19 protein-coding genes are annotated in these 18,595 nt (G+C 66.0%); 9 read left to right on the plus strand and 10 right to left on the minus strand.

Annotated features, from left to right (window positions below; genetic code table 11):
- The 7 genes from ACJH71_RS15450 to ACJH71_RS15480 are packed head-to-tail and all read left to right on the plus strand — an operon-like array spanning position 1 to position 6,252.
- Positions 1-1,152: an MCE family protein gene (locus ACJH71_RS15450; protein ID WP_046189171.1), complete on the plus strand. Its 1,152-nt coding sequence runs from the start codon at positions 1-3 to the stop codon at positions 1,150-1,152.
- On the plus strand, positions 1,146-2,738 hold the full coding sequence (locus tag ACJH71_RS15455) for an MCE family protein (RefSeq protein WP_046189172.1): 1,593 nt from the start codon (positions 1,146-1,148) through the stop codon (positions 2,736-2,738). Before ACJH71_RS15450 ends, ACJH71_RS15455 begins: the two co-directional genes overlap by 7 nt.
- Complete coding sequence (locus tag ACJH71_RS15460) at positions 2,708-3,364, plus strand: hypothetical protein (RefSeq protein ID WP_046189173.1); 657 nt, start codon at positions 2,708-2,710, stop codon at positions 3,362-3,364. Before ACJH71_RS15455 ends, ACJH71_RS15460 begins: the two co-directional genes overlap by 31 nt.
- The gene (locus tag ACJH71_RS15465; RefSeq protein ID WP_406758878.1) at positions 3,361-4,317 is read left to right on the plus strand and encodes an RDD family protein; all 957 of its coding nucleotides are present in this window, start codon (positions 3,361-3,363) and stop codon (positions 4,315-4,317) included. Before ACJH71_RS15460 ends, ACJH71_RS15465 begins: the two co-directional genes overlap by 4 nt.
- A complete protein-coding gene (locus tag ACJH71_RS15470; protein ID WP_406758879.1) occupies positions 4,314-4,862 on the plus strand; it encodes a mammalian cell entry protein in 549 nt (182 codons plus the stop codon). Before ACJH71_RS15465 ends, ACJH71_RS15470 begins: the two co-directional genes overlap by 4 nt.
- Positions 4,829-5,554, plus strand: a complete 726-nt coding sequence (locus ACJH71_RS15475) for a mammalian cell entry protein (protein WP_406758880.1) — start codon at positions 4,829-4,831, stop codon at positions 5,552-5,554. Before ACJH71_RS15470 ends, ACJH71_RS15475 begins: the two co-directional genes overlap by 34 nt.
- A gap of 29 nt (positions 5,555-5,583) precedes the next feature.
- Complete coding sequence (locus tag ACJH71_RS15480; protein WP_406758881.1) at positions 5,584-6,252, plus strand: YoaK family protein; 669 nt, start codon at positions 5,584-5,586, stop codon at positions 6,250-6,252.
- 23 nt (positions 6,253-6,275) lie between these two features.
- On the opposite strand, the gene ACJH71_RS15485 is transcribed toward ACJH71_RS15480, so the two are convergent.
- From ACJH71_RS15485 to ACJH71_RS15530, 10 genes are all read right to left on the minus strand, one after another.
- Positions 6,276-7,061 carry a mannan-binding family protein gene (locus ACJH71_RS15485; RefSeq protein WP_406758882.1) on the minus strand — a complete coding sequence of 262 codons (786 nt, stop codon included), beginning with the start codon at positions 7,059-7,061 and terminating at the stop codon, positions 6,276-6,278.
- A gap of 10 nt (positions 7,062-7,071) precedes the next feature.
- The gene (locus ACJH71_RS15490; RefSeq protein WP_406758883.1) at positions 7,072-7,686 is read right to left on the minus strand and encodes an Mce protein; all 615 of its coding nucleotides are present in this window, start codon (positions 7,684-7,686) and stop codon (positions 7,072-7,074) included.
- A gap of 19 nt (positions 7,687-7,705) precedes the next feature.
- Positions 7,706-8,956, minus strand: coding sequence for an MlaD family protein (locus ACJH71_RS15495; protein WP_406758884.1), 1,251 nt, complete (start codon positions 8,954-8,956; stop codon positions 7,706-7,708).
- A complete protein-coding gene (locus ACJH71_RS15500) occupies positions 8,953-10,200 on the minus strand; it encodes an MCE family protein (protein ID WP_406758885.1) in 1,248 nt (415 codons plus the stop codon). Before ACJH71_RS15500 ends, ACJH71_RS15495 begins: the two co-directional genes overlap by 4 nt.
- A gap of 2 nt (positions 10,201-10,202) precedes the next feature.
- Positions 10,203-11,342, minus strand: a complete 1,140-nt coding sequence (locus tag ACJH71_RS15505) for an MCE family protein (RefSeq protein ID WP_406759023.1) — start codon at positions 11,340-11,342, stop codon at positions 10,203-10,205.
- Positions 11,343-11,404: 62 nt separating this feature from the next.
- Positions 11,405-12,457, minus strand: a complete 1,053-nt coding sequence (locus tag ACJH71_RS15510; protein WP_406758886.1) for an MCE family protein — start codon at positions 12,455-12,457, stop codon at positions 11,405-11,407.
- A gap of 4 nt (positions 12,458-12,461) precedes the next feature.
- Positions 12,462-13,541: an MCE family protein gene (locus tag ACJH71_RS15515; RefSeq protein ID WP_406758887.1), complete on the minus strand. Its 1,080-nt coding sequence runs from the start codon at positions 13,539-13,541 to the stop codon at positions 12,462-12,464.
- Complete coding sequence (locus ACJH71_RS15520) at positions 13,538-15,106, minus strand: MlaD family protein (protein WP_406758888.1); 1,569 nt, start codon at positions 15,104-15,106, stop codon at positions 13,538-13,540. Before ACJH71_RS15520 ends, ACJH71_RS15515 begins: the two co-directional genes overlap by 4 nt.
- A gap of 1 nt (position 15,107) precedes the next feature.
- Positions 15,108-15,965 carry an ABC transporter permease gene (locus tag ACJH71_RS15525; protein ID WP_406758889.1) on the minus strand — a complete coding sequence of 286 codons (858 nt, stop codon included), beginning with the start codon at positions 15,963-15,965 and terminating at the stop codon, positions 15,108-15,110.
- Position 15,966: 1 nt separating this feature from the next.
- Positions 15,967-16,836, minus strand: a complete 870-nt coding sequence (locus tag ACJH71_RS15530; protein WP_406758890.1) for an MlaE family ABC transporter permease — start codon at positions 16,834-16,836, stop codon at positions 15,967-15,969.
- Between the two features lie 425 nt (positions 16,837-17,261).
- Here ACJH71_RS15530 and ACJH71_RS15535 point away from each other — a divergent pair, with 425 nt between their 5' ends.
- Together ACJH71_RS15535 and ACJH71_RS15540 are read left to right on the plus strand one after the other, a co-directional pair.
- A complete protein-coding gene (locus ACJH71_RS15535; RefSeq protein WP_406759024.1) occupies positions 17,262-17,807 on the plus strand; it encodes a hypothetical protein in 546 nt (181 codons plus the stop codon).
- Between the two features lie 140 nt (positions 17,808-17,947).
- Positions 17,948-18,583, plus strand: a complete 636-nt coding sequence (locus tag ACJH71_RS15540) for an Mce protein (RefSeq protein ID WP_406758891.1) — start codon at positions 17,948-17,950, stop codon at positions 18,581-18,583.
- Positions 18,584-18,595: the final 12 nt, after the last annotated feature.

Raw genomic sequence — 18,595 nt, forward strand, 5'->3', positions numbered from 1 at the left:
ATGAACACGGTCAGCCGCCGCGGCTGGCAGGCGCTGGTGCTGCTGATGGCCGCCCTGACGCTGACGTCCTGCAGCAGCTGGCGCGGTATCGCCAACGTGTCGTTGCCGGGTGGTCCGGGTAGTGGCGCCGGTGCCTACACGGTGTATGTCCAGGTGCCGGACACCCTGGCGCTCAACGGCAACAGCCGGGTCCTGGTCGCCGACGTCTTCGTGGGCGCGGTCGAGCGGATCGAGCTCAAGAACTGGGTCGCCACGCTGAAGCTGAAGCTGAACAAGGACGTTCATCTGCCGCGCAATGCCACGGCCAAGATCGGCCAGACCAGCTTGCTGGGTTCGCAGCACATCGAGTTGAAGGCACCCGACAACCCGGAGGGCGAACTCCGCAACGGCGACACGATCGGACTGAGCAACTCGACGTCGTACCCGACGATCGAACGCACGCTGGCCGGGCTGGCGCTGCTGCTGCAGCGCGGTGGGCTGTCGGATCTGGACACCATCACCACGGAGTTCGCTGCGCTGTCCACCGGGCGGGCCGACCAGATCCATGCGTTCCTGACCAAGCTGGACACGTTCATCGGCAACCTCAACGACCAGCGTGAGGACATCACCCGGGCGATCGACTCGAGCAACCGGTTGCTGAGCTACTTCGGTGCGCACAACGACAGCATCGAGAAGGCCCTGACGGACTTCCCGCCGCTGTTCAAGTACTTCAACGCGCAGCAGGGGATCTTCATCAACGCGGTCGAGGCACTGGGTGCGATGGGCACCCAGGTCAACCAGCAGATCGCACCCGCCCGGTCCGACCTGCACAAGGTATTGACGTCGTTCCAGTGCCCGGGACGGGAACTGCGGAAGGCGTCGCCGTACCTGCCCGACCTGTTGCAGGTGATGATCACCGCCCCGTACCACGTCGACGGTGCCTTCAAGGCGGTCCGCGGTGACTTCATCAACACCTCGCTGGTGGTTGACCTCACCTACGCGTCCATCGACAACGCGATCCTGACCGGAACGGGTTTCTCCGGGATGCTGCGGGCGTTGGAGCAGTCCTTCGGCCACGACCCGGCGAAGATGATTCCGGACGTTCGGTACACGCCGAACCCGGCTACCGCGCCCGGCGGTCCGTATGTGGAAAGGGCTGACCGGAATTGCTAAAGCCTCAGATCAAGCGTCAACTGGTCATCTTCAGCGTCTTGACCGCTGTGGCCCTGCTGGTGTTGGGCGTTTACTACCTGCGGTTGCCGACCTTGGCGGGCGTGGGCCAGTACTCGCTGAAGGCGGATCTTCCTGAGGCGGGCGGCCTGTACAAGACCGCGAACGTCACCTACCGGGGCACCATCATCGGCCGGGTCACGAGCGTCGAACCGACCGAGACCGGCGCCCAGGCCACCTTCCAGATCTCCAGCAAGTACAAGATCCCCGTCGACGCCAGCGCCAACGTGCACTCGGTGTCTGCGATCGGTGAGCAGTATCTGGATCTGGTATCGACCGGTAATCCCGGTCAGTACCTGAAACAGGGCCAGACCATCACCACGGGCACTGTCCCGGCGGCGATCGGGCCGGCGCTGGACACCGCCAACCGCGGGCTTGCGGCCTTGCCGGCCGGCAAGATCTCGGCCCTGCTCGACGAGACCGCGACGGCCGTGGGCGGGCTGGGCCCGTCCCTGCAGCGCCTCGTCGATGCGACGCAGGCCATCGTGGGCGACTTCAAGACGAACCTCGCCGATGTGGACGACATCGTGGAGAAGTCGGCGCCGATCATCGAGAGTCAGACTCAAACCGGTGACGCCATCCATCAATGGGCGCGCAACCTGAACGTTCTGGCCAGTCAGGCGGCCAGCCGAGAAGACACGGTGAAGCACATCGTCACTGATCTGCCGCCGCTGATCGACCAGGTGCACACCGTGTTCAGCGAGACCAAGGACTCGCTCCCGCAGCTGATGGCAAACGCGTCGATCCTGACCGAGATGGCCAAACGGTACAACCGGAACACCGAGCAGGTCTTGGTCTTCCTCCCCCAGGCCGGCTCGATCATCCAGACGGTGAGCTCGACCTACCCTGGTCGCGCATCCCTGGGCGTGGCGCTCGGGGCGTTCCCCGGACCGATCTTCCCGGTGCCGGTTCCGGGCCTGAGCCTGAACACCCCACCGCCGTGTCTGACCGGCTATCTGCCGGCATCGGAGTGGCGGGCGTTCGCCGACACCAGCCCTGCCGAGCTGCCCGACGTCTCCTGCCGGATTCCGCAGGACACCCCGGCCAACAACGTGCGCGGCGTGCGCAACATCCCGTGTGTGGACGTGCCCGGTAAGCGGGCTCCCACACCGAAGGAATGCCGCAGCGACAAACCGTACGTCCCGCTGGGTACCAACCCCTGGTACGGCGACCCGAACCAGATCCGGAACTGCCCGGCCCTGGGCGCTCGCTGTGACCAGCCGGTCGAGCCGGGTCACGTGATTCCGGCGCCGTCGGTCAACACCGGCCTGAATCCGCTACCTGCGGATATGGTCCCGGCAACCCCCCCGCCGACCAGCGACCCGCTGTCTCGGCCGGGTACCGGTAGCGTGCAGTGCAACGGGCAACAACCTAACCCCTGCATCTACACCCCCGGTGGGGGACCAGCCGCGATCTACAATCCGCAGAGTGGCCAGGCGGTGGGGCCAGACGGCGTCGAATACTCCGTCGAGAACTCGATGAACATAGGAGACGACGCATGGAAGGGGATGCTGGCACCGTTCCGCTGAGCACGGACGAGGACCAGCAGACCGCAGAGACCTCGGCTGAGGACGCTGACAACGCGGTGGCGGACACGGAGCAGGAGGCTCCGGAGGAGTCGACCGACTCGGTGGCGGTAGACGCCGGACCGGCACCGTCGCGTCTTGGCCGTCGCCAGCAGGCGGGTATCTGTGTGCTGTTATTGCTGTTGGCAGCCGGCCTGGTGGCCGCGGGCTTCGTTGGGTTACGTGACCACGCGACAAGCCAGCAACTGGCCCGCGACAACGCCGAAGCCCTGGAGGCGGCCAAAGCCTGTGTACTCGTGACCCAGGTCCCGGACACCGGCGATGTGTCGCTGTCCCAGGAGAAGATGCTCAACTGTGCGGCCGGGGAGTTCCGCACCCAGGCAGCGCTGTACGCCCAGATTCTTCCGCCCGCCTATCAGGCGGCGAAGGTCCACGTCGAGCTGACCGAGATGGGTGCCGCGGTGGAGCGCAACAACCCCGATGGCTCCGTCGACATCCTGGTGGCCTTCCGGATCAAGGTCGACAACATCGAGGCCAAGGGCCGAGAGGTCGGTTACCGGCTGCGCGTTCAGATGGTCCGCGATGACGGCCAGTACCGGATCGGCAGGCTCGACCAGGTGGCCAAGTGACCGACACAGTGGCCGACCCGCCGCGTCCCGAGCCGGCCAGGTGGAAAACCCGCGCGACGGCGTTGGTGATCGACCTGCTGCCGGGGTCGGCCGTGATGGTGACCATGGGCATGGCCGCGCTGTGCTTCCCGTCCGGTGGCCTGTGGCGGTGGCTCGCGACCATCGTCGGCGCCCTGGCATTCCTGGCTACCGAGGTCAACCGAGTTATTCTGCCGGCGCTCAAGGGGTGGAGCCTGGGCCGCGCGTTCACCGGAATCGAAGTGGTGCGCGGCGGGGAAGGGTCTGCTCCGGCTGTCGGTGTGGGCCGACTGTTGCTGCGTGAGATCGCGCACCTGCTCGACACGGTGCCGGTGCTATTGGGCTGGCTCTGGCCGTTGCGGGACCGACGGAGACGCACCTTCGCCGACGTGCTGGCGCGTACCGAGGTTCGCCCGGCCGGTGAGCGACAGCCACCGGCAAACATTCGATCCGTCACGGTTGCGGTGTTCGTGGCCGCAGCCGCCCTGAGCGTGGTCGCTGCCGGCACGGCGTACTCCGTGGTCTACCAGAATGATCACAAGTCGGATCTGGCCCAGGCCGAGATCGCCCGGCAGGGCCCGAAGATCGTGGCGGACATGTTGTCCTACGACCCCGAGACTCTGCAGGACGATTTCGATCGCGCGCAGTCGTTGGCCACCGAGAAGTATCGCCAGCAGCTGGTTCCCCAGCAGGACGCGATCCGCGACGCCAACCCGGTTCCGAACTTCTATCGGGTGACCGATGCGGCGGTGCTCAACTCTGCCCCGCATCGCGCCACCATGCTGCTGTTCTTGCAGGGCCAACGCGGCACCCCGGGCAAGGAACGCCTGATCAGCGCTACCGTCCAGGTGATGTTCGTGCAGAAATCGGGAATCTGGCGTGTCGACGATCTCGCCGTCGTCAGTAAGCCGCTGCCCGCCGAGGGGGACAGATGAGCCCGCGCCGCCGCGTACCCACCGAAGGGCAACCGCTCTTCGTCGACCGGGAGGTGCCACGGCGCCAACGGCTGCCGATGGTGATCGCGAGTTCGCTGGTGGTAACCGCTGCCGCCGTCGCGGTGTGCGCGGCGACGTTGGTGACCCACGAACAACACCGGCGGACAGTGGTGCGCAATCTCGAGGCGCGGGATGCGGTCGCATCGTTCATGACGATGTTCACCTCGCCGGATCCGTTCCACGCCAATGACTACCTCGCCAATGTCATGGACCATGCCGTCGGCGACTTCGCCAAGCAGTACCAGGAGAAGGCGAATCAGATCCTGATCGCCGTGGCACGCAGCGAGCCGACCACCGGGACGGTGACCGCGGCCGGTGTTGAACGGTGGAACGACGATGGCAGCGTCAGTCTGCTGGTGGCCGTGGAGAACAGCGGAAAGTCACCGGACGGAAAGCACGATGTCAAGGTGGCAACCCGCTGGCTCGCGACAGCGCAGAAGGAAGGGGACCAATGGAAGATCAGCAATCTGAACCAGGTGCTGTGACCGACGAGTCCTCCGGGGCCGAGGTCGATCCGGAGATCGATCCCGCCGCTGAACCTACGGACGACCTTGAGTCGGCAGCCGAGGGCACCGAGGCGGAGCCGGAGACCGAAGCCGAGGCCGCGACCGAGGAGACGGCCGAGACCGATCCGGTGGCGGACAAGCGCCCTGGGCGGCGCAAGTTCGGTGTGCGGCTTGCGGTTGCGGTCTCGGCCGCGGCATTCGTGGGCGCCGCCGCGTTCTCGGGTGCCGCAGCCCAGCCGTATCTCCTCGACCGGGCAGAGGTGGCGACCAAACTCGACATCGCCCGGACCGCGGCCAGGGCGATCCACACGCTGTGGAACTACACCCCGGAAAACATGGATACCCTCCCGGATCGGGCCTCGGTCTATCTCAGCGGCGACCTGGAAGCCCAGTACCGCAAGTTCATCGACGCCATCGCGGACAGCAACAAGCAGGCGAGGGTCACCGACACCACCGAGATCGTCGGTGCGGCCGTCGAGACCCTCGATGGCCCCGAGGCGACGGTGATCGTTTACACCAACACCACGGCAACCAGTGAACTGAGCAAATCGATCCCGCAGATCAAGTACCTGACCTACCGGCTCTTCATGAAGCGCGACCAGAACCGGTGGGTGGTCACCAGGATGCCCACCATCACCTCGCTCGACCTCACTCCGCGTCTCCAGGGCTAGCGCAGGCCGGGCGAAGGTAGCGGGGGAGCATGCCGATCGCGTCGCCGTTGTCGCAGCGGCGCACCGTTGTCGCGTTGCTTCTGCTGACCTTCGCCACGGGTCTGGTCGACGCGGTCAGTGTCTTGGTGCTCGGGCGGGTGTTCGTGGCGAACATGACCGGCAATGCGATCTTCCTGGGGTTCCTGTTCGTGCCCGGTACCGGGTTCGATCTGACCGCCGCGGTCGTCGCGGTCGCGGGCTTCCTTCTCGGCGCGGTCATCGGGGGGAGGCTGTTCCGGATCTTCGGGGAACAGCGACCCCGGGACTGGATCAGCATTGCGCTCGGTCTGGAGGCGGTGATGCTGTTGGTGCTGGCCGCCCTCGCCGGTCTGGGTGTGTTGCACTACGACGGCAACAGCAAGCTGCTCTTGATCGCCGGCCTCGCGGTCGCCTTCGGTGTGCAGAACTCGACCGCCCGCCAGTTCGGCATTCAGGAGCTCTACACCACGGTGCTCACCTCGACGATCGTCGGTATCGGGGTGGACAGCCGGTTGGCCGGTGGGACCGGCGAACGCGGAAAGCTACGCTACGGCGTCGTTTTCGTGATGATCCTCGGCGCCGTCGTCGGCGCAACGCTGACCCCCCTCGTCGTGGCGCCGATCATCGGCATGGCCGGGGTAGTGGTTCTGGTCAGCCTGGCGTTATTCCGGTACGGCTAGCGGCATCCGCGCGCCGAACGGGCTCATGCCCCGCCGTACTCCGGGCGCAGAATCGAACTGAGCGCCGACAGCGGGATGTGCGCCTGGACGTTGCCGCCGTCCATGTACCACTGCATCTGGTTGTACTGGATCGGACTGTCATGGCTGACCGGGTAGTCGGGCATGTACAAGATCAGCTCATCGGGTGTCAGCGCCCAAGACCGGTAGCCCCCGGAGAAGACCTTGTCGGGCGTGAAGCGCTCCGGGACGAACGGGTAGTCCCCCGGGCGGTGTTCCCAGAACGCGCGGTCCAGCGCCTCTACGATGTAGGGCTCGCCGAGCTGCGGGATCATCGCCAGCGGGTCGATGCCGGGCTTGGTGATGTCAGCCAATTGCAGCTGGCGGCCACCGGCCCCCATGTCGAACGTGAAAGTCCGGTAGGCATTATTGATGTACGGGCCGTCGGAGTGGTAGTCCTCGTGGAAGACCGCGGTCAACGCGTTGCCGTGCTGGAAGATCTGGTAGTTCTCGTTCCCCCAACTGTCGGCGACCATGGAGGCGCCCTTGCTGCGCCAATTGGCGAACAGCTTCGACAGGTAGTCGCGGATCGGAGGCCCGGCGACCGGGTGGTCGACCAGATCTCCGGGCACCGCCATCCGGATATAGCGGGTGGCCAGCCGTTCGGAATGCACGTCGGTGGTGCAGTACTGCCCGTCCCAATTGCCGCCCAACCCGCTGCAGAACGACGGCGCCGAAGCGTCGGCCACGGGCGCCGCAGATACCGCAAGTGCCGCGGCCAGCAAGCCCGTCAATAGCCGGGTCGCCCACATAGCTTCTCTCCTAAGGCAATTCGACTTTGCTCGCCAGCCACCGGCCGTCGACCTTCTGCATCGTCATCTTCATTCGGGTGCGGTCTACCCGCGGGTCGGGACGCGTGGTGTTGGTGATCGTCTGGTTGACCATCAACAGGACCACCACTTTGTCGGTGGAACTGGACTGAACGGCCGACTCCACCACGGTGCCCTGTGCGGTCGCCTTGTTGTCGATCAGCAGCTGCCGAAGCTGGACGCTGGCCTTGGTGTAGGTGTCCTTGAACTCCCCGGTGGCGCCATTGAGCACCGTGGCGAAGTCATCGTCGACCTTGTTCGAGTCGATGCTGGTCAACACCTGGGCGTAGTCCACCGCTGCATGGCGTCCAGCCGCTTGCGCCGCGGAGATCCGATGCTGTTGCCACAGTTGCCATCCAAGACCGATGACCAACCCGAAGACGGCCAGATAGATGGCCGCGATGGCCGCGTTCGGCCACAGGTCCCGACGTCTGCGAGCCGGCGCGGAGGCTTTCTCCACCGGGGTGGCCTCGACCGCCTCTTCGACGGCTTTCGACTCCGGCTCAACCGCCGTGGATTCCACGTCCTCGGGCGTGGCCTCGGCGGTCGGTTCGTCGGCGGTGCTCACCGCGATATCTCCTTGAGCATCAGCGAGGCGGCTCGATCAACAGTGGCGGACCGCCGTACGGGGTGGGAATGGTGTAGCGACCCTTGGGTGTCGGATCGGTGGTCGCCGCCAGGTCCGCACCCGGTGGCGGGCCCGCGGTGTCATCGCCCGGCGGACGCGGCGCGTTATGGGCACCGCGCACCAGCACGGACTGATCGGTGTCGCGGCAGTAGCCATAGAGGAACGGTTCGGGGTAGTCCGCCTGCGACGGGGGCCGCCGGGGTGTGCCGTAATCGCAGGTGTAGCGCGGATAGATATCGACCGTCGCCCACATCCCATCCTCATGGATGGCCGAGCTGAGCGCCTCCACCGTCGACCCCCGGTAATTGGGGAACAGTGCGTTGAGCGCCGGAGTCCGTACGTAGAGCAGCTGAGCGGGGGTGACCAGATTCCCCAGCAGGCCGACCATCGTGTCGGAGTTGTCGTCGAAGAGCCCGTCGACCTGCGTCAGCATCCCTGGCGCCTGGTCCACCAGTCGGTGGTACCCACCGATCATCGGGTTGATGCCCTTGAGCACCTTGTCGAGGTTCTTCGAAGTTGCGGCCATGCCGTTGTTGACGTCGCTGAGCATGGTCAGCACGACCCGGCTCGACTTCAGCAGGCTCACTGTCTCCGGCAGCACCGAATCCAGCGTGGACAGCAGGAACGACCCGCCATCGACGATGTCGGTCAGCTTGCGCGGACCCTCGTCGGAGAGGCTGAGTTCGGACTTGATCAGATCGAGTTTGCGCGGATCGGTCTGGGCCAGCATGCCGTCCGCGTCGGCGAGCAACTGCGAGATCGGAATCGGAGTCGTCGCGCGATCCCGGGAGACCACGCTGCCGGCGGACAGGAACGGACCGGAGCTCGACGGGGGCTCGAAGTCGATGTACTGCTCGCCGGCGGCCGACAGGCCGGAGACGCGCACCGGGCTGGCGGCGGGAATCTTCACCGTCGAATTGATATTGGCGACCGCGTCGACGCCGTTAGGCGTGACGCGCAGTGACTCGATCCGGCCGACCGGGACGCCACGCACCGACACGTCCTGATTGGTGAGCAGGCCGCCGGAATCGGGCAGTGCGATGGTGATTTGGTAAGTGGATCGGGCCGGATTCACCCGCAGTGCGCCCACCAGCAGATAGGACACCGCCACCACCAGGGTTGTCGCCAACGCGAGCCCCGACAGCAGGTTCTTCCGCCGGTAGCCGGCGCGGACCAGGGCCACGATCTGGCGACTGAGTGCGTCGATCATGGCGTCGGCCTCGGTATCAGCGGCACGGGTTCGGCATCTTCCATCTCGACCTCCGCCGGTGTGGGCGGTATCGGTGGACCGACCGCCGTCCACGGAGCCTGGCCCATGTCGGTGTCCGGGCCGCGACCCACCACCCGCTCTTGCAGCCGCCACAGCGCGTACTTGATCGATCCGGCCATCTTGGCCCAGTCGTAGCGCTTCGGGCCGTGGAAGGCCGGGTCGCCCTTGAACCCGGCGTCGGGCATCGAACCCCACACCAGGCGGTCGACGCTGGCGTGCACCGAGACACCCGAACCGGCCGTCATCTTGATGAACGGGGCCATCAGCCGGTTCAGGGCGGCCAGGCTGGTGCTGGGATCGGTTGCCACGTCATTCCAGGCGCCGGCGAGGATGTTGGCGTCCTTGATGAAACTGTGTCCGGAATCGTCGGTCCCGGCAATGGACGGGAACCGGGCCAGCTGTCGGCTGGTCGCACCCAGTTGCTCGACCAGGTCGGCGATCTGGCTGGTGTTGTCCACCAGCGTGTCGGTCGCCGGTCCCGCCGCGTTGAGCACGTCGGTGAGTGCGGCGCTGCGGGAATCGAGCTGGTCGGCGAGCCGGCTGGTCTCGCGCAGTGCCGTCTCGATCTCACCGGAGCGGGCGTTGAGCTTGGCCAGTAGATCGTTGGACTGGTTGATCAGCTTTCCGAACGCCTTGCCCTGGTCTCCGGTGGCCTTCCCGGCGCCGTTGACGATATTGGTGAAGTTCTGCACGGCACCGCCGTTCACCAGCAGCGCCGCCGAGCTCAGCACCGATTCCACGGTGGCAGCCGACGTGGTGGACTCCAGTCCGATGGCATCGCCGCCCTTCAGCAGCGGCGCCGACTGGTCGACCGGGACCGGCGGCTTGATCGCCACGAACACATCGCCGAGCGGAGTCGCCGACCGCAATTCAGCGGTGCTGCCCACCGGGATTCGGACACCGTCCATGATGCGCAGAGTGGTGACCGCGGTGTAGTTGCGCGCGATCATCGACTCCATCTGGCCGATGTCGGCGCCGGAGAGCTTCACCTTGGCGTGCCCAGGCAGGTTCAGCGCGTTCGCGAAAACCGCGGTGATCAGATATCCACCACTGCCGATACCAGGAGCCGGCAGCGGGAGGCTGTCCAGACCACTGGTGCCGCAGCCCACCGCTGATGAGGCGACGACCGCGCTGCACAGCAGTGCCAGGGCAGTCCGCGGTGTCCGCTTCGATCGTGATGTCACGGCTACTGTCCCATCATCGAAAGGCCGTCGAGGACATAGGTGAGGCCGAAGTCCGGACCGTAGTCGGCCAAGGTTCCCGTGCCGCAGCCCAATTGCCGCAGATGCATCATGTTGCACAGTTCCTTGGTGCTTTGGCTGTCGACGAGGATCTTGTCCACCAGGGCGTGCAGGCGGACCGCCCCGTTGTTGGTGTCGACGGCGTTGTAGAGGTTCTCCATCGTCAGCGGCAACACGTTGATGAGCTCTGCCAGGTCGCGCTGCTTCTCGACGAGGGTGGTCACGGCGGTATCGCCGTTGAGGATGCTCTGCTTGAGGTTGTCGCGGTTGGCCTGCAGCAGCGACGTCGCCTGGGTGACGATCTCGTTGAACTTGCGGCCCGTGCGCCCAGTCCCGAAATCCTCGTTGGCAAGCATTTGACTCAACTGACGTGTGGTGGAGCCGAATTCACGCAGCTTCGCATCATTGCGGGCCGCCGCGTCCATCAACGAGCTGAGATTGGTGATGATCGTGGTCAGCTGATCGCCGGTCGCCTCACCCTGGTCGGAGCTGAGTCGCAATGCCCGGGACAGCTCGCTCAGTGCCGATTTGATCTTCTCGCCGTTGCCGTCGGCGATGTCGGCGCCGGCGTTGATCACATCGGCCACGGGTCCATTGCCTTTGCCGTCGCCGCCGAGTGATTTGGACACCTTGTCGAGCATGTCCAGCACGCGATCGAATGCCACCGGTGTCCGGGTGCGGTTCAGTCCGATGGTGGTTCGGTCGGCCAACACCGGGCCGCCCGAATACGCCGGGGTCAGCTCGATCTGCCGCGCGGTGAGGATCGAGGTGTTGATGGTCACGGCATTCACGTCGGCGGGGACCTTCACCCCGCGGTCGACGGTGAACTCAGCCTCAACGTATTCGCCCTTCGGCGTGACCTTCTTGACCTTGCCCACCGGCATGCCGAGCACGGCGACCACGTTGCCTTCGTACAGCCCTGCGGCGCTGTCGAATTGGGCGGTGACGGTGATGTGTCCGCCGAACGGGTTGAGGTGCGAGCCGGCCACGACCGCGATGATCAGTGCACCGGCGAGCAGCGTTGTCACCAGCGCCATGACGCGGCGACGGCTCTTTCGGGCAGCTGCCGGCTGGGGCTCGCGCATCGCGGAGTCGACGTCCGTCGGCTCCTCGATCGGATCGTCAGCCGCGGTGGTCGGTGTCGCGCTCATTTGCAGTCCTTGAAGTACTCGATCATGCCGAACTGCTTGGCGCGGCCGCTGATGGCGCACATCCACGAGTCGATCGCAATGCCGTTGCCGGCGAAGAACTCGATGCCCGGGCCGTAACCGGTGGCGTTGGTGATACCCCGCAGGGTTGGTGGCGCGGACTGGATCAGACTGCGCAGCAGGTCGTCGTGCTGGCCCAGCATGTCCGAGAGCGCCCGCAGGTTGACCAGCATGTCGTCGAGCATCGACCGGTCGGTGACCACGACGTTGTTGAGTTGGCCCACCAGGCTGGTCAGCGCGGCCAGCATGGCGTGGAAGGTGTTCTGCCGTGCCACCAATTCCCCGAGGAAGTCCTGGCCCTGATCAACCAGGTTGCCCAGATTCGTCTGCTGGTTGCGCAGCGTGTTGGCCACCCGCTGGGTGCTGGCGAGCAGGGTGCCGAGCTGATCGCGTCGATCGGCGGTGATCTTGGACAGCGCATGCAGATTGGCCATCGCTTGCGGAATCACCGGGGGCAGTCCGCTCAGTTGTTGGCCGAGTACGGCCAGGGACTGCCCGAACTGGTCGGAGTCAACCTGGTCGAACGTGGTGGTGGCGTCCTCCAGCAGGGACTCCAGCGAGTAGGGCACCTCGGTGTGGGCGAGATTGATCCGTTTGCCGGGCAGCGAGCCGGGGCCGTCGGGCTCAAGCTTGAGATACCGCGACCCGAGGATCGTCATCACCTGGATCTTGGCCCGGGTGTCCTTACCCAGTGGGACGTCGTTGCGCACGGTCAGCCCGGCCACCACGTGATCCCCGGCGAGTCGCATGCTCGTGACCCGGCCCACCTCGATGCCGGCGACCATGATCGGGTTGCCGGGGGCCAGCGCGGCCGCCTGGGCGAACTCGGCGGTGTAGCGGGAATAGCCGAAGCCGATCACCTTGACGAACAGTGCCCCGGCTACCACGACCCCCACCATGGCCAGTGCCCCGAACCCCAGCCACGTGGTGTTGTAGGACTCCAGCGGTCGGTTGCGCCACTCGCGGAAGAACTTCTTGGCCCGTGCGGTCATGGCGCTATCCATCGACTGTGTTCCTGCATCGGGGCGAGTGCCATGCCAGGTTCTCCCGGGTTATCGGGCGAGCATTGCCGGGGGTGGCTGCGTTGACGATGATCGTGGTGACGTCGTTGAAGCCGGGGAAGAATCCCGTGGCGTTCAGGTCGCAGAGGTAGGCGTTGCCGTAGGCGCCGTCCCCGAATGCCCGGCCCAGGCCCTTGAGCATCAGCGGCAGGTTGGCACCGGTGAACGCCAACTGCGGCTCGATCCCGGCCATGTGCTTGGTGAAACCCGGCTCCCGGTTGATCATCTCTTCCAAGGAGGGGAAGACTTCGTCGGCGATCCGTGCGAGCTGCCGAGTCGTCTGCGCCAAGGAACCGACCGAGGACTGCAACGCCGGGCGGCGCGAGTCCAGATCGGTGACCGCTCGGCGGGCCTGGGTCAGGGCGTGGTCCAACTGATCGTTCTGTCCGGCGATGGTGCCGGTAAGCCTGTTCAGGCTGGTGATGAGGTCTCCCAGCACCTCGTCGCGCCCGGCCAGCGTCGCGGTCAGCGTTGACGACTGATCCACCAGCGCGGTGATCGAGGCCTGGTCGCCCGACAGCGACTCCAGCACACCCCGGGTCAGATCGTCGGCCTGCTTGGGGTCCAGCAGCGACATCAACGGTTTGAAGCCGTTGAGCAGGGCGCCGACGTCGAAGGACGGATCGGTCTGCTCCACACTGATCACGCTGCCGCGGGGCAGCTCTTCACTGGTACCGAGTGTGCCCAGCGACAGCCCGAGATAACGCTGGCCGATGATGTTCTGGTACGTCACCGAGGCGACGGTGTTGCCGTACAGCTTCTGATCGTTCTGGACGATGAACGAGACTTTCGCCAGCTTCCCGTCCAGGGCGACCTTCTCCACCCGGCCCACCCGCACCCCGGCCATCCGGACATCGTCGCCCTCGCGCAGTCCGTATACGTCGGTGAACATGGCTGCGTACGGGGTCGTGGATCCGGCCACATCGCGGCGCAGCGTGGCATAGACCAGCCAGGTCAGCACCGTCGAAACGACCATGAAGATGGAGAGGCCGATCAGCGGTCCGCGGAATGTCACTTGTGGCCTCCCGTGCTGGCGGGGCCGGCTGGGGCCCAAGAGACGGCGTTGCCCCGCGCGACCGGGCCGAGCAGCAACTGCGTGGCCACCGATGCCGGCTCGCGTTGCCCGGTGATCAGACCGAGCTGATTGCGCTCGGCCTGACTGCCGACCGGTCCGACGTTGCCGCCGAAGGACGCCGGCGCCGCCGGCTGCCACTCCGGTGCGTGGGGTTGGGCCGGGATCGGCGGGCTCGGCGGGGGCGGGGGAGCAGGGTCAAGCGGGTCGGCGTTGCTGGGAACCCGCGGGAAGGGCCCGGTCCACCAGGGCAGCGGCGGGTTGGTGTCCTCCAGGCTGCGATTCGGGTTGACCAGGGGCGGTCCGACGGCACGGAGGTTCCCATCCGGGCCGATCTCGGTGCCTGCCGGCGGCTCGAGGCCTGCCGGGAAGTGGTAGTTCTGCGGCAGCAGTGTCTCGGGCAGTTCGGGCCGTACCGAGATCATCGGCGCGGTGTAGCAGCTCGGTCCCTTCACGTCGCCGTACTGCGGGCAGTCCGCCCGGGTGTAGGTGTGCAGCGGGGTGAAAGACAGGTTGGCCCGCATGTTCCGGGTGATCAACTTGGGGTCGTAGAGCTGGTCGAAGAACTTGTCGGAGAGCCGGTTGACCCTGGTGAAGATCGGGACGTACTTGTCGGCGTTGTTGGCCAGTACGCCGATGACGGGCGTGAGGTCGTGGGTGATCTGGATCAGCTGGTCGATGTGATTGTCGAGGGCTTCCCGGGCCACACCCACGGTGTGGTGGCCGCCGGAGACCAACGAGGCCAACTCGGCCCGCTTCTGGGCGAACGCGCGCATCGGTTCGACGGCCTGGTGCAGCGCGTCGACGAGGTCGGGAGCGGTGGACTGCAGGCCATGGGTGGCGTCGAGCAGGGCCGAGACGGTCGACGGCCCGGGCTCGGTGGCGACGATGCTGTTGAGCTGATCAAGCAGGCGAGACATCTGCCCTGCCGTGTTGAGCAACTTGACGCGGCGGTTGTCGGTGGCCGCGCCGACGGCAGCCAGGATGCCCAGACTGTGGTCTTCGCGCCCGCGGCCGGTGGCCGCGAGGATGTCGCGCAGTTTGGACACGGTGGTCTGGAAGATCACCGTCGACAGTTCACCGTTCTCGGCGATGTGGCTGCCGTTGCGGATAGTGGGCCCGCCGTTGCCGGAATCGACCAGCTGAATGGACGAAACCGCGAAGACGTTGGACGGCACCACTCGGGCGGTCACCGAACTCGGAATGTCTTTGGCGTAATCGGGTTTGAGGTTGATGTGTACGTAGTTGGGTTTGCCGTAAGCGGCCGGGATCACGTCGGTGACGCTGCCGACCAACAGCCCGTGGTACTTGACGTCGGACTGGGCCGGCAGCCCGTCGCCGACGTTGATCAGGTCGGCCACCACCCGCACGTAGGAGTTGAGCATGCCGGTGGACTTGGCCAACAGGCCGCCGGTGGTCAGCGCGATCACCAGCAGGACCGCGATCCCCGCGCCCAGCAGTTGGTGTTCGGAGGGGCCGCGGCCGTCGGTGTCCAGCGAATTGGTCATGTCAGCCACCGAACCTTGCGCCGGCGTCGATGCTCCACAGCGCCATCGTCAGCAGCATGTTGACCATGATCACGATCGTGATGCTGGCGCGCATGGCGCGGCCCGCGGCCACCCCGACCCCTTCGGGTCCGCCGGAGGCGTAGAAGCCGTAGTAGCACTGCACGGTGGAGGCCAGCCACACGAACACCACGCACTTGAGCACGGAGTAGACGATGTCCTTGCCGCTCAACATCATTGTGAAGTAGTGCATGTAAGGGCCGATGGAGCCGCCGCCGATGATGCCGGTGACCAGCTGGCAGGTCAGGTAGGTGATCGCCAGACAGGCCACGTAGAGCGGGATCACCGCGATGGTCGCGGCCAGCAGTCGGGTGGTGACCAGGAACGGAATGGGCCGGATCGCGATCGAATCGAGGGCGTCGATCTCCTCGGCGATTCGCATGGCGCCGAGCTGCGCGGTGAAGCGGCAACCGGCCTGCATCGCGAACGCCATCGAGGCCATGATCGGTGCCAGCTCGCGGGTGTTGACCAGTGAGGAGATGATGCCGGTCGCGGGCCCCAGCCCCAGCAGATTCAGAAAGTTGTAGCCCTCGATCGCCACCAGCGCACCGGCGGTGAAGCCCAGGACGATCGCCACCCCAGCGGTGCCGCCACCCACCACGATGGAGCCGTTGCCCCAGGCGATGTCGGAGAGCAACCGCAGAAACTCCTTGCGGTAGTGACGTAGCACGGTCGGAACACCGGCCGCGGCGCGGCCGAAGAACACCAGCATGTGTCCCAAGCGGATGGTCGGCTCGGACGCCATCCGGTAGGCGCGCAGCAGCGGGCGCGCGAATGCCGGGACATAGGACGACGCGGTCATCTCACAGCCCCGTCCGTGGGTAGAGCACGTTGTAGAGCTCGCTGATGCCGACATTGACGATCATCAGAACCAGGATCGACTCGACCACCGAAGCGTTCACCGAGTTGGCGACGCCGGCCGGACCGCCGCGGGTGGACAGTCCTTTCTGGCAGGACACCACCGCGACGATCGCGCCGTAGACCACGGCCTTGATCAGCGCGACGATCATGTCGCCGGTGGTGGCGAACGAGGAGAACGTGGCCACGAAGCTGCCTGGCGCGCCCTTCTGGAAATACACGTTGAACAGGTAGCTGGCCAAAAAGCCTACGAAGCAGGTGATTCCGGTCAGCGCTACGCCGATCATGATGGCCGCGGCGAAGCGGGGGACCACCAGCCGACGGATCACCGAGACGCCCATCACCTCCATGGCGTCGGTCTCCTCGCGCATGGTTCGCGAACCCAGGTCGGCGGTGATGGCCGACCCGACCGCGGCGGCCATCAGCATGGCCGCCACCAAGGATGCGGCCTGCCGGATGACGGCCAGCCCGGCGGCCGCGCCGGCCAGCGAAGTGGCGCCGACCTGGTTGGCCAACAGCGCGAACTGAATGGAGAGCGTGACCCCGATCGGCAATGCGACCAAAACCGTCGGCAGCACAGCGGTGTTGGCCATGAAGGCGCTCTGCCGGACGAACTCGCCCCATTGGAATCGGCCGCCGAACAGGTCGGAGAAGAAGTACTGCACGGTGCGCACCGCCAGTACGCACTGCTCGCCGACGGTGGTCAGCGAGGCCAGTGGGTGGCGGTTGACATACCCGGCGGTCCAGTCCTGGATTGCTGCCACACCGTCGAGCGGCGCCTCGGCTGCGAGGTCGCGGTCGTCCTGGGTGGTCATTTGTCGCCGATCGTGGTCGTGAGATCACCTGTGGTTGCCGAGCGCGTGTACGGCAGATGATCCATGGCGGCCACCATAGTCAGCGTTCTTACTCCGCGGTAGGGTTCGGAACTTCTCGGACCAACTGGTGGGTAGATAGAAAGGATACGCATGGCTACCAATGGGGAGGAGCTCATGGGGTCTCGCCGCGACCTTTCATCCGGACATGATGTCGGACACAATGCCCCGGCAAGGGCGCTTCAGGCAACATGACTCCGGTTATGGCGGGGTTACCGGCCAGTAGCACGCGTTTTCGTGGTTTTGGCATCCTCGTGCGGGCGTCGATGGCGATACTCGACCGGGACAAGCGCGACACGTGGAAGGAGATCGGGACGGTGCCGAAGCGGGCAGGGTGGACCCAGATCGCTGCCACAGTCGCGTGTGCGATGGCAGTCGCCGCAGTGGTGGCACCGGGGTCCGCCGTCGCCGATCCGGACCAACCGCCGGCGCCTCCAGGGTTCACCCCCGCGCCCAGCGACTGGTCTCCGCGGATGGACATCTGGCCGTACAGCACCTTCACCTATCAGGTGACTCCCGAGATGATCGGCGGCATGTCGGATTCGTGCCAGTGGTTCAACACGCAGTTCGACCCGCTGATGGGACAGATCAACGCCTTCAACGGCAATCTTGCCGACCACCGCGACGTCTACGCCAGCGTTCAGTCGCAGGCGGATGCGGTGGTGGCCGACATCGACCGGTCGACCGGCTTCTTGGGGCCACGACTTCAGCCGCTGACCATCCGCAACACGCCGGACAACTTCGGCCCCTACTCGCCGATCTACGGCGGAGAACAGCTGACCGGCGTGCTGTTTCAGCTGTCCCGCATCGCCGACAGCATGCGCAAGAAACAGCCGGCCGGCTTCGCGCGCCCCCACATCGACTCCGCGATCGGATGGGCCAACGCCTTGCGGAATTCCCGGGCCTGCACCTAAGCGGCGATCGCAAGCGCGGCGCCGCCGGGCGCTGCAGGTCGCCGCCATCAGGCGAGAACCCGCCGGAGCGGGTTGGGGTAGGTTCGGGGGGCGTTGCGGCCGGACGGCCCCCAGCAGGCGGACCACGAGAGGTAGTTCAGGTGTCGGACCGTGAGGACGAGCAAGCGGCCGACCACGTCGAACCGGCGGTCGAGGCCGTCGACACCGAGGTAACCGAGGCTGCCGAATCCGCCGAGACTGCCGCCGCCGACGATGCCGCGGACGAGACCGCTGAGGGAGCCGACGAGTCCAAGGAACGCGGCCTGACACCGAACCGGCGGCGGATCGCCGCGGCGGTCTTGGCGCTGGGCCTGATCGGGGCGACCTACGAGGGCTGGCTGCTGTTCGCTCACCACCAGCGCACGGTTGCCGCCGAAGAGGCACTCGAGGCGGCCCAGAAGTACACCCTGGTGCTCACCAGTGTGGACCCCACCGCGATCGACAAGAACTTCGCCGAAATCCTCGACGGTGCCACCGGGGAGTTCAAGGACGTCTACAGCGCATCCAGTGAACAGCTGCGCCAATTGCTGATCGACAACAAAGCGTCCGCGCATGGCACCGTCATCGACTCGGCGGTCAAATCCGCCACCAAGAACAAGGTCGAGGTGCTGCTGTTCGTCGATCAGGCGGTGAGCAACAAAACCGCCCCCCAGGCGCAGATCGACCGCAGCCGCATCGTGATCACCATGGAGAAGGTGAAGGGCCGTTGGCTGGCCGCCAAGGTTGAGATGCCCTAAGCGGTGGCGGTG

Origin of the sequence: Mycobacterium sp. SMC-15, assembly GCF_045310925.1 — a bacterium.
GTDB lineage: Bacteria > Actinomycetota > Actinomycetes > Mycobacteriales > Mycobacteriaceae > Mycobacterium.